This window comes from Streptomyces sp. NPDC014907 (assembly GCF_055562975.1).
Genome location: NZ_JBVHEG010000005.1, coordinates 39,312 through 50,140 on the forward strand (window position 1 = coordinate 39,312; position 10,829 = coordinate 50,140).

Sequence of the window (10,829 nt, forward strand, 5' to 3'; positions counted from 1 at the left end):
AGGCGCGGCGGGCTTCGGGCGGGGCAGTGGCCATACAACCCGTGGGCGCGGGCGGGGAGCGGCAGTTGGCCCGGCGGTACACGAGCGGTTGGGCGGGGCGGCGGCAGTCAGGCGGCAGCGGTTCCGGCAGGAGCGGCGGCGTCGGTAGCCGTCGCGGGCGCGGGGGCGAGGAGCGCCGGGGCGGCGAGGGCCCGGACGACGCACAGCACGCGGAACGCGGACCGTCCGCCGTCCGTGCTGGACCGGATCACGCCGCCGACCAGCAGGTCCCGGATCGCGCGTCCGCAGTGCGACAGGGGCAGGCCGGTCAGCCGCACGACGTCCTCCAGGAGGAATTCGTCCCGGCCGGCGGCGCACAGCTCGGCGATCAGGCTCCGGTGCCCCGCGGGCAGTCCGGCCAGGGTCCGGCCGACGCTCTCCCGGAGGCGGGACCCCGACCGGCCGTCGGCCAGGTGGTCGAGCAGCGGGGCGGGGTCGGAGTCGACGATGCCCCGCAGGGTGGGCAGGTCGCAGACGGTGAGCCAGGAGGCGGCGGCGGCGAGGGCGAGCGGGTGTCCGTCGAGGCGGTGGCAGACCCACGCGATGTCCGTCAGGGCCCGCTCGTCGGGGACGACGTCGGGGCGGACGTGGCGGAGCCGGCTGAGGAAGAACCGGGTGGCGGGGGCGTCGGGCCGGGCCGTGCCGGACGGGGCGGGCGCCTCCAGGGGGGCGAGGAGGAAGAGGCGTTCGCCGGGTACGTTCCAGGGCGCGTCGGAGGTGACGAGGAGGCGCAGTCCGGGCAGTTCGCGCAACAGCCGCCCCAGCCGCTGGAAGTCGAGCGTCCCGGTGTCGGCGCCGTCGAGGACGAGGAGTGCCTCGCGGTCGCCGAGCAGGCCCGTGAGGGCGGGAGGGACGGTGCCGGCCGGCCCGTCGCCGCGCAGGAAGCCCGCGCACTCGGCGGCCGGGACGCCGAGCGGGTCGTCGTCGGCCGGCAGGCAGTCGGCGACCGCCCCCGGGGCCGTGTGCCACAGCACGGGGAGGCCGGCGTCGTGGAGTCTGGACGCGGCCTCCAGGGCGAGTCTCGTCTTGCCGACGCCGCTCAGGCCCACGACGGTGATCAGCCGTTCGGTCCCGGAGCGCAGTTCCTCCGTGACGACGGCGGCCTCGGCCCGCCGTTCGATCAGCGGGTGCAGGGGGACGGGCGGTGCCGACCGCTCCGGGGACGGGTACCGGGGCGCGCCGTTCCGGTGGCCGCGCCGTCCCGCCTCCTCCAGGGCCGCACGGGCCCTGGGGCCCAGGCGCAGGGCGTCGGCGATGAGCCGGACCGTGTCCGTCCTCGGCCGCTGTGCCTTCCCCTTCTCCAGGTCCCGGATGGCCCGCACGCTGATGGTGGAGAGGTCGGCCAGCTCCCGCTGGGTGAGGCCGATGCGGAGCCGGTGGTCCCGTATGAGGGTGCCGAGCGCGGCGGTGGCCGCCGTGCCGTCCTCCGGGGAAAGACTGGTCGTCGCCATGAGAAAGCCCCCACTGGTCGAGTCGGGGCGAGGACCCCGGCCGGCGGTCCGGGTCGGGCCGCCGGCCGGTGCAAGGGTCTCGCCGTCTTCTGCTCTCCATCGTGAGGACGGGACTATCCGGGGGGCATCCCGTGGCTAACTCCCTGGTGGGAGGGGTACGAGGGCTTCGGTGAAAGCGGATCGGGCGGCGGTGAAAGCGGGGGCCGCGCCGCGATAGCGGAGTGATAGGGCAGCGGGCGGTCCGGTGAATCCGGTCGTTCCTAACGTGGTGGTCACAAGGAAGCAGCGCCTCGCCGAGAAGGAGAATCCGATGTCGAAGGCCATCGCCCGCACCGCGTTCCGCACCGCCGCCGCCTCCGTGCTGATCGTGCTCGCCGCCGGTGTCGGCGCGGGGACGAGCTGGGCCGGGGAGCCCGTGGGCGCGACGACGGCGGCCTCGTACGAGAGCGGCACCGGGACCGGGGACGGCGGGACCACCACCGGCACCACCACCGGCACCGGGACCACCGACGGCACCACGGGCACGACCGGCGGCACGGGGACCACCGACGGCACCACGGGCACGACCGGCGGCACGGGGACGACCGGCACCACCGACAACAACCCGTGGGACAACAACCCGTGGGACAACAACCCGTGGGACTGACCCGGTACGAGCGGGCCGCCTCCGCGGACCCGGCGTTCCCCGGTCCCCGGCGCTCTCCGGCGTTCCCCGGCGTCAGCCGTCCCCGGTCCCGGCCGGCTCCCGGCTCCTGAGGCCGCCGGACGTCACCCCGTTCCGAGCAATCGTTTCGCCTCCGCCAGTTCCCGCTCCATCCGCCGCTCGCGGAACACCTCGACGGCCGGCGCGAGCAGTTCCCGGGAACGTCCCGGCTCCTCGATCAGCCGGGCGAGGTCCAGGCGCGCCAGCGCGCCACCGCTCAGGTCCATGATCCCCTCCCGCGCGGCCACGGCGCGGTCGTAGAAGTCCCTGGCCCGGTCGGGACGGCCCATCACGGCGAACGCGTTCCCCAGGTCGCGCAGCAGATGGCCCTCGCCGATCACGTCGCCGGAGTCCCGGCAGAGTTCGAGCACTTCGGTGAAGGTCAGGACCGCCAGGTCGCTCCGGCCCTGTTCGAGGAGCAGTTGTCCGACGCGCCGCAGGGTCCGTGCCCTGCCGCCGGTGTAGCCGACCCCCTCGTATATCTCCAGCGCCTCGTCTAGCTGGGTCTTCGCCGCCTCGATCGCCCCCTGGCGCATCCGGATGTGGGCACTCTGGGTCAGGACGATCGCGCGGCCCACCACGTCGCCGGCCCGGTCGAAGTCGGCCAGGGACCTGCGGTACAGCTCCAGGGCCGAGGCGTCGTCGCCGTTGGTGCGGGCGATGAGCGCCATGTCGCGCCGGCACAGGGCCTCGCCCATGGGCTCGTCGAGCGCCTGGAAGACGTCGAGCGCGGAGTTCAGCGCCTGGCGGGCCGTGTCGAACTGGTTCCGGCTCATGTAGAGCGAGCCGAGCGACGCCCGTACGGCGGCGGTGCCCCGCAGGTTGCCCGCCTTGCGGACCGCGCTCAGCGCCTTCAGGTGCGTCCGCTCCCACAGGTCGTAGTGGCCGCGCACCTCGAAGAGCGTGACGAGGGAGGTGGCGAGGTCCCAGCTGAGGTCGTGGAGCCCTTCGTCGGCGGCGTGTTCCACCATCCGGCACAGGGCGGTCTGTTCCGCGTCGAGCCAGCTCAGCGGGGCGGCCAGGACCTCCTCGGTGGAGGAGGCGGGCGGTTCCCAGCGCGGGGCGTCGCCGTGCAGGACGGTGAAGTCGCCCCCGTACACCGCGCGGTGGGCCTGCTGGGCCAGGTGCATCCAGCCGCCCGCCATCCGGGCCAGTGCCTCCCGCCGCACCTCCGGCGGGTGGTGCGCCGCCAGTTGTTCCCGCGCGTACACCCGGATGATCTCGTGGAAGCGGTACCGGAAGCCTCCGGTCCGCTCGATTCCGTCGACGTCCAGCATCTGCACGTCGACGAGCGGTTCCATGAGGTCCGAGGGGAAGGGGCGGGGATCGTCGAGCAGGGCGCCCGCCAGCCAGCTGGGCAGGGTGGGCGTCTGGGCCATGCTGAGGAGCCGCAGCAGCCGCCGGTCGTCCGGACCGAGCCCCTCGTACGTGAGGGACAGGCTGGCCCGCATCGTCATCTCGCCGTGCGTCAGTTCGTCGAGCCGGTGCCGTTCGCTGGCCAGGCGCTGCACCATGGACGCGAGGGTCCAGTGCGGGCGCGCCGCGAGCCGGGCGGCCACGATCCGCAGGGCCAGCGGGAGACGGCCGACCGTGCGGACCAGGGCCTCCGCCGCGGACGGCTCCCCGGCGACCCGTTCCCGGCCGATGATCCGGGAGAGCAGTTCGAGGGCCCGGTCCTCGTCGAAGACGTCGAGTTCCACCCGGTGGGCGCCGGGGAGCGCGGTGAGGCGGGCCCGGCCCGTGACGAGGACGGCGCAGTCGCGGCTGCCCGGCAGCAGAGGCAGCACCTGGCCCTCGCCGGCCGCGTCGTCGAGGACCACGAGGACCCGGCGGGAGGCCAGCCGGGTGCGGTACATCTCGGCGCGCTCGTCCAGGGACTCCGGGATCAGCTGGCCGGGGATGCCGAGGGCCCGGAGGAAACGGCCGAGCACCTCGGCGGGGGTGGTCGGGGTGCCGGTGGTGCCGCGCAGGTCGCAGTAGAGCTGGCCGTCGGGGAACCCGCTCTCGGCCAGCGTGTGCGCGACGTGCACGGCGAGGGTCGACTTGCCGGTGCCCGGTTTGCCGGTGATGGCGGCGAGTCCCACCGTGGTGCGGCCCGTCCCCCCGGTCAGTGCCCGTTCGAGGGCGGCGACCCGGGCGTCGTCCGCCACGAAGTCGGCGGCCGCGGCCGGGAGCTGGTGCGGGACGGTGTCCTGCCGTACGGCCTCGGGGGCGGTGTCCGTCCCGGGGACGGAGGCGGGTAACGAAGCGGGGACGGGTGCAGGGGCGGGCACGGCGTGCGGTCCGGACGCGGGCCCCGGAGCGGCCGGGCCGCCGTCGTCCTCCGGGGCCCGTGCTCTCCCGTCGCCCGCGGTTCCGCCGGGCGGCGTGCCGCGCCCTTCGCCGGGAGCCGCGCCGGTCTCCTCGCGGGCGGCGCCGGCCGTGTCGCGGGCCGCGCCGGTCGTGTCGCGGGCCGCGCCGGCGGGCGTGCGGGCCGTACCCGCGCCCGCGGGCGGGGGGAGCGTGCCGGCCAGGATCGCGGACTCCAGTTCGCGGAGTTCCCGGCCGGGCTCCAGGCCCAGTTCCTCGGCGAGTATCCGCCGGCCGGTGCGGAAGGCCTCCAGCGCCTCGGCCTGCCGGCCCGACCAGTACAGGGCCTGGATGAGCTGCCCGCGCAGCTTCTCCCGCAGCGGGTGCTCGTGGGTGAGCATCTGCAGCTCCCCCACCACCCGGTCGTACCGGCCCAGTTCGAGTTCGAGCTGGATGCGGAACTCGACGGCGGTCAGCCGCTCCTCGTTCAGCCGGCGCGCCCGGTTCGCCAGCGGACCGCTGTCGAGGCCGGACAGGCAGTCGCCCTGCCACAGCCTCACCGCGCTCCGCAGCAGGCGCACGGCCTCTTCGGGAGCGCCCCGTTCCTGCAGCCGCCGGGCGCGCAGCACGAGGTCGGTGAAGAGGGCCGCGTCCACGTTCTCCGCCTCGGTGTGCAGCACGTACCCCGGGGGCCGGGTCGTGATCGTGGCCTCCCCGTCGGCGGCGGCCAGCAGTTTCCGCAGGCGCGACACGCAGATCTGCACCTGGGTGCGGGCGGTCTCCGGCGGGTTGTCCTCCCAGATGAGGTCCACCAGGTGGTGGGTGGCGACCACCCGGTTGGCGTCGAGGAGCAGGGCCGCGAGGATCACCTCCTGACGGCCCGGGGGCACCCGCAGGGGCCCGCCGGGGGCGTGCACCTGGAGCGGTCCGAGAACCCGGAAGGGAAGGCGCGACGCGTCCGGGGGCCCCGGGTCTCCCTCTCCCACGACGTCAGCCACCGATTCCCCCACGAAAACAAATGAGTTGACCCTGGAGACCCAAGTGAGGACAGTCTCCACACCCGCCCCCGGTCTGTCCATGCCGTGAAGATCCCGGTCGGAGTCGCCGGAGATAGAGGGGTGATAACCCGGAGTTGGCGGCACCCCCGAGAATCCTGTAGCGAGAGCGAAAGGGGCTCAGCCGTTGAACCGCCACGATGACACGACCACCGTCGGCCCGCCCGGACCCGTCGACCTGGTCACCGCAGCAGGCATCGACCACGTGCGTCTCGTCTACGACTACCTCGACGCCGGTGATCTGGACTCGTGCGCCTCCCTGCTGCACGACGGCGTGGTGTTCGAACTGCCGGGCATGCCTCCCGTCCGCGGCCGCACGGCGGTCCTGCGCGCCCGGCTCGGACACACCGCGCCGAGCGGCCGCCACGAGATCGACCACGTCGTCGCCCAGGACCGGAGCGTGGTGGCCACGGGCCGGTGCGTGGACCCGGACGCCGGCGGACGGGAACTGCGCTTCGTCGACCTCTTCAGCATCACCGACGACGGCATGGTCCGCGCCTGCACCCGGTACTACCACGTGACGCCCTGAAGGAGCCGGGGCGGACGGCGCCCGGTCCCACCGCGTCCGGACGCCCCGGGCACGCGCGGTGGCGGTTCCGGAACGCCGGCGCGGTGGAACGGAGCGGCGGGCGCGGCTACTTCGGGACGACGTGCCCGAGCCCGTAGGAGGCGAGGACGCCGCGGAACGGCTTCCAGACGCCGGGATCGGCCAGGTTCGTGAACAGCCCGGTGCAGGTGTTCGTCTCGCCGGTCACGAGGCCGTACACGACCGCCTTGCCGTGTCCTTTCGTCTCGAACAGGGGCCCGCCGCTGTCTCCGGGCGCGACCCGCGTCTCAGCGGTTCCCGCACAGATGAAGTCCTTGGACCAGATGCCCCCCTCGGTGTCGAACTTCTGGACGGGCAGGAGGGCTTCCCGCAGCCGGGACGGCTTGGCCTCGTCGTCGAAAACGGTCCGCCCCCAGCCGGCGGCGCGCAGGAGACGGCCCGGCCGCGGCTTCTCCCCGAGGGAGGGCAGGACCGCCGGGGTCCGGGACACCGGGCCGTCGAGCACGATGAGCGCCAGGTCCGTGTTGGTCGCGGTGCTGAACCCGGGGTGGCTGTGGAGGGAGAAGCGGTCGCCGGTCACCACGCTCCCTCCGGGGGTGTTCGAGTCGGCCCGTCCGAAGACCAGCCGGATCGTCGCCCCGCCCCGTTCCGCGGAACGGGCGCAGTGTGCCGCGGTGGCCACGACGCGGCTGTCGACGAGCACCGCACCGCAGTGGTGCGACCAGGTGCCGTCCTCCTCCCGCAGTTCGATCCGCACGACGAAGGACCGCTTCCCGTCCGCGACCGGCGTCCCCCCGACGATCGCCGAGGCGGAGGGCGCCAGGGCGGACACGCCGCCGACCGTACAGGCCCCTGCGAGGGAGACGGCCGCCAGTCGGCTTGCTGACCTGCGCATGAGTGACCCCATTCCTGTCTGCCGCCCGGGCCGCGCCCCGGCGGACTCGTCCGGTGGACGGCACGAGGACGTCCTTCCGGCGGATCATGGAGCCGTCATCCGTCCGGCCGGCCTCGCCGACGTCTCCGCCACGTCTCGGACTCCCTTCGGCCGCGTAGCGGTACGAGAGCGACGTCCGTCCCGGGACGAGGGCGGCGTCCGTCCCGGGACGTACGCCCCCGGCGGCGGTTGCGACCGTGGGAGGACGCCGGGGCGGGGGCCGGGGCCGTAGCGTCCCTCGCATGAACAAGCCGACCCGGGCGGTCACCGCCCTCCTCCTCGCCTGCGCGGTCGCCTTACCGGCCGCCGCCACCGCCACCGCCGCCGTTCCCGCTCCGCCGCGCACCGCCGCGGTCTCCCCGGAGCGGCCGGCCGGCCGCATGCCGCTGCCGGCCCCCACCGGGCCGTACGGGGTGGGGAGTTCCGTCCTCCACCTCGTGGACCGCTCCCGCACCGACCCCTGGGTGCCCGGGGCCGGCGGCCGGGAACTCATGGTCACCCTGCACTATCCCGCGGCCCGTCCCGCGCACGCCCGGCACACCCCGGGGCGCCCCGCCCCGTACGCCACCCGGGAAGAGGCCCGGCTGCTGCTGGAGGGCGTGTCGGTGCGGGACCCGGAGTCGATACGGCAGGTGGCGGAGGCCCGTACGCACAGCGCGGCCGACGCGCGCCCCGCGCCGGGACGGCACCCGCTGGTGGTGCTCTCGCCCGGCTTCGGGCTGCCGCGGTTCACCCTCACCGGCCTCGCCGTGGACCTCGCCTCCCGCGGCTACGTCGTCGCCTCGCTCGACCACGCCTACGAGTCGTCCGGCACGTCGGTGCCGGGCGGGCGCACCCTGACCTGTGTGGCCTGCACCGTCATGGAGGAGAACGACTGGACCGAGGGACACGTGGTGACCGGGGCCCGCGCCGCCGACACCCGGTTCGTCCTGGACCGGCTGACCGGCCCCCGGCCCGCCTGGCGGTACGCGTCCTCCATCGACCCGGCGCGGATCGGCATGGCCGGCCACTCGATCGGGGGCGCGAGCGCGGCCGCCGCCATGGCCGCCGACCGGCGCATCGACGCCGGTGTGAACATGGACGGCTCGTTCTGGGACGCGTTGCCCGCCGGCGGGCTCGGCGGACGTCCCTTCCTGTTCCTCGGCACCGACGAGTTCCACCGGCCGGGCGGCGGGGACACCTCCTGGGACACCACCTGGGCGGCCCTGGGCGGTGAGAAGCACTGGCTGACCGTGGAGGGCTTCGACCACCTCGCCTTCTCCGACGCGCCCGTGCTCCTGAACCACCTCGGCCTTCCCGGCGGCGCCGTGCCGGCGCCGCGGGCGGCGGAGGTCACCCGCGCCTACGTCGCCGCCTTCTTCGACGCGTACCTGCGGGACAGGGACGAGCCGCTCCTCGACGGTCCGGACCCGGCCCATCCGGAGGTGCGGTTCCACCGTCCCTGAGGCGGGGGCGGACGACCGCACGCGGGGCGGGCGCACCACCGGGCCCGTCCCGCACCGGCGCACGCCCCGGGCGGGTACGGGCGCCCTGTGGCGCCCGGCGGCGGGGGGGGCGCCCGTGACGCGTCCCGGCCCGCCCCCCGCGCGTTCCACGGGCCCTCACCCCCGGTTCACACCTCTGAGTGAGGCGGGCGGCTTCGCGCCGGACGCCGTCCCATGATCCCTAAGGTGAGCGTGCGGGCGGCCGACGGCCGCCCGATCGGCACGTCTCATACACGGGAGCCCGCGTGGCGCAGCAGCACACGACCCTCCGCCAACGCCTCCGGTACCGGTTCGACAATCTGGTGGCGGGAGGGACCGCCGCGCTGATCGGATGGCTGACCCTGGCCTGTCTGGCCGTCGTCGTCCCCGCGAGCACGGTTCTGGTCTGGGCCGACCGGAAAGCCCCGGCCTCCCTGACCGGCCGGCTCCAGGCGGTGTGGGTCAGCGTCGGGCAGACGCTCAAGATCGGCGGTGCCGTCGGTTCCCCGCTCTACGTCCTGACCTCCGTGGCGCTCGCCCTGGTGGCCCTGCTGTTCGTGTCGACACTGGTCAGTCTGATCACCACGGGCATCGACCAGCGCATCAGGTCGCTCCGTCTGGGCCGTTCCACGGTCCTGGAGGCCGGGCACACCGTCATCCTGGGCTGGTCCGACCAGATCTTCCCGGTCATCGGGGAGCTGGTCTGCGCCAACGCCAACCAGCGGCGGGCGGCCATCGCCGTTCTCGCCCCCAGGGACAAGGTGGAGATGGAGGAGGGGATCGCCACCCGCGTCACGGACCCCGGCACGACCCGGATCATCTGCCGCACCGGCCACCCCACCGACCCCCCGGTCCTGTCCAGGGTCAGTCCGCGGACCGCCAAGTCCGTGCTCGTCCTGCCGTCCGAGGACGAAGACGGCGACGCCCACGTGGTGAAGACCCTGCTCGCCCTCGGCGCGGTCGCTGCCGGCGACGGGAAGGCGGTGGTGGTCGCCGCCGTCCGCGACGCCCGCAACCACCTCACCGCCCGGCTGGCCGCCGGGCCGCGCGGACACGTGCTGTGCATCGACCACGTCGTCGCCCGGCTCCTCGTCCAGACCGCCCTCCAGCCGGGCCTCTCGCTCGTGTACCAGGAGCTGCTGGACTTCGAGGGCGACGAGTTCTACACCACCCCGGCGGGGGACCTGGCCGGACGCCCCTTCGGCGAGGCCCTGCTGGCGTTCACCACGTCGTCCGTGGTGGGCCTGCTGCACGCGGACGGCGCGGTCGCCCTCAACCCCGACCCCGGTTCCACGATCGGCGCGGACGACCGGATCGTCGTCATCACCCAGGACGACGACACGGCCGTACCGGACGACGCGTCCTCCCACGTCGACGAGGACGCGATCGTCACCGCCCGCCCCCGGACGCCCGTCGCCGGGCGTCTGCTCCTGCTCGGCTGGAACCGGCGGGCGCCGCTCGTCGTGGAGCAGCTCGGCCAGTACGTGAGCCCCGGGACCGTCCTCGACGTCGTGGCGCGGGGCGACGACGCCGCCGCGGGCGACGCCGTCCGCGACGTCCCGGCGCGGGATCACCTCGAAGTCACCTTCCGCTGCGGTGACATCACCGATCCAGGGGTACTGGCCGCGCTGGACGTGGTGTCCTACGACGGCGTGATCGTCATGGGCGACACGGGTCTGCCGACGCGGACGCGGCGGGGCACGGAGACCGGACCGGGGTCGGACGACCGCACGCTGGTCACCCTGCTGCACCTGCGGGCGATCGGGGACGCCGCGTCCCGGGAGCTCGCCCTCACCACGGAGATGTCCGACGACGGCAACAGGCTGCTCGCGCCCGTCCGGGCGGGCGCCGACTTCATCGTGAGCGGCAGGCTGATCAGCCTTCTCATGACGCAGATCTCGGAGAGCGATTATCTCGCCACGGTCTTCGAGGAGTTGTTCACCGCCGAGGGGAGCGAGTTCCACCTGAAGCCGGCCGGGGACTACGTCCGGCTCGACCGGGAGGTCTCCTTCGCCACCGTCGTGGAGTCGGCGCGCCGGCGCGGTGAGTGCGCCGTCGGGTACCGGCGGCGCGCGTCGGCCGCCACGGCCCCCGACTACGGCGTGCGGGTCAACCCCGACAAGAGGGGCCGGGTCCGGTTCGTCGCGGGCGACTGGCTGATCGTGCTGGCCGAGAGCTGACCCCGGCGGACCGGCGCGGTCCGTGGGCCGTGGGCCGTGGGCCGTGGGCCGTGGGCCGTGGGCCGTGGGCCGTGGGCCGTGGGGCGGGGCCCGGGGGGCCCGCCCCCCGCCCCCCCCCCCCCCCCCCGGTCCAGCCCAGGGGCCCCCCCCGCGGCGGAGACCCGCCCA

Annotated in this window: 7 protein-coding genes; 4 read left to right on the forward strand and 3 right to left on the reverse strand. The window is 74.8% G+C overall.

Features of this window, described 5'->3' with window-relative positions:
• Window positions 1–107: 107 nt before the first annotated feature.
• Complete coding sequence (locus tag ACZ3IL_RS15470; RefSeq protein WP_467390538.1) at window positions 108–1,490, reverse strand: helix-turn-helix domain-containing protein; 1,383 nt, start codon at window positions 1,488–1,490, stop codon at window positions 108–110.
• Between the two features lie 310 nt (window positions 1,491–1,800).
• Here ACZ3IL_RS15470 and ACZ3IL_RS15475 point away from each other — a divergent pair, with 310 nt between their 5' ends.
• Window positions 1,801–2,136: a hypothetical protein gene (locus ACZ3IL_RS15475; protein ID WP_467390540.1), complete on the forward strand. Its 336-nt coding sequence runs from the start codon at window positions 1,801–1,803 to the stop codon at window positions 2,134–2,136.
• Window positions 2,137–2,258: 122 nt separating this feature from the next.
• Here ACZ3IL_RS15475 and ACZ3IL_RS15480 read toward each other — a convergent pair whose 3' ends face one another.
• Complete coding sequence (locus ACZ3IL_RS15480) at window positions 2,259–5,468, reverse strand: AfsR/SARP family transcriptional regulator (RefSeq protein WP_467391329.1); 3,210 nt, start codon at window positions 5,466–5,468, stop codon at window positions 2,259–2,261.
• A 196-nt stretch (window positions 5,469–5,664) separates the two neighbouring features.
• On the opposite strand from ACZ3IL_RS15480, the gene ACZ3IL_RS15485 reads away from it, so the two are divergent.
• Window positions 5,665–6,066, forward strand: coding sequence for a nuclear transport factor 2 family protein (locus ACZ3IL_RS15485; protein WP_467390542.1), 402 nt, complete (start codon window positions 5,665–5,667; stop codon window positions 6,064–6,066).
• 106 nt (window positions 6,067–6,172) lie between these two features.
• Here the strand turns inward: ACZ3IL_RS15485 and ACZ3IL_RS15490 are convergent, their stop codons facing one another.
• A complete protein-coding gene (locus ACZ3IL_RS15490) occupies window positions 6,173–6,979 on the reverse strand; it encodes a S1 family peptidase (protein WP_467390544.1) in 807 nt (268 codons plus the stop codon).
• Window positions 6,980–7,260: 281 nt separating this feature from the next.
• On the opposite strand from ACZ3IL_RS15490, the gene ACZ3IL_RS15495 reads away from it, so the two are divergent.
• Both ACZ3IL_RS15495 and ACZ3IL_RS15500 read left to right on the forward strand, forming a co-directional pair.
• Window positions 7,261–8,463 carry an alpha/beta hydrolase family protein gene (locus ACZ3IL_RS15495; protein ID WP_467390546.1) on the forward strand — a complete coding sequence of 401 codons (1,203 nt, stop codon included), beginning with the start codon at window positions 7,261–7,263 and terminating at the stop codon, window positions 8,461–8,463.
• Window positions 8,464–8,747: 284 nt separating this feature from the next.
• Window positions 8,748–10,661 carry a CASTOR/POLLUX-related putative ion channel gene (locus ACZ3IL_RS15500; protein ID WP_467390548.1) on the forward strand — a complete coding sequence of 638 codons (1,914 nt, stop codon included), beginning with the start codon at window positions 8,748–8,750 and terminating at the stop codon, window positions 10,659–10,661.
• Window positions 10,662–10,829: the final 168 nt, after the last annotated feature.

Coding starts and splice junctions, on each gene's coding strand:
- ACZ3IL_RS15490 (WP_467390544.1), bottom strand. CDS start 6,979: ATGCGCAGGTCAGCAAGCCGACTGGCGGCCGTCTCCCTCGCAGGGGCC.
- ACZ3IL_RS15475 (WP_467390540.1), top strand. CDS start 1,801: ATGTCGAAGGCCATCGCCCGCACCGCGTTCCGCACCGCCGCCGCCTCC.
- ACZ3IL_RS15495 (WP_467390546.1), top strand. CDS start 7,261: ATGAACAAGCCGACCCGGGCGGTCACCGCCCTCCTCCTCGCCTGCGCG.
- ACZ3IL_RS15470 (WP_467390538.1), bottom strand. CDS start 1,490: ATGGCGACGACCAGTCTTTCCCCGGAGGACGGCACGGCGGCCACCGCC.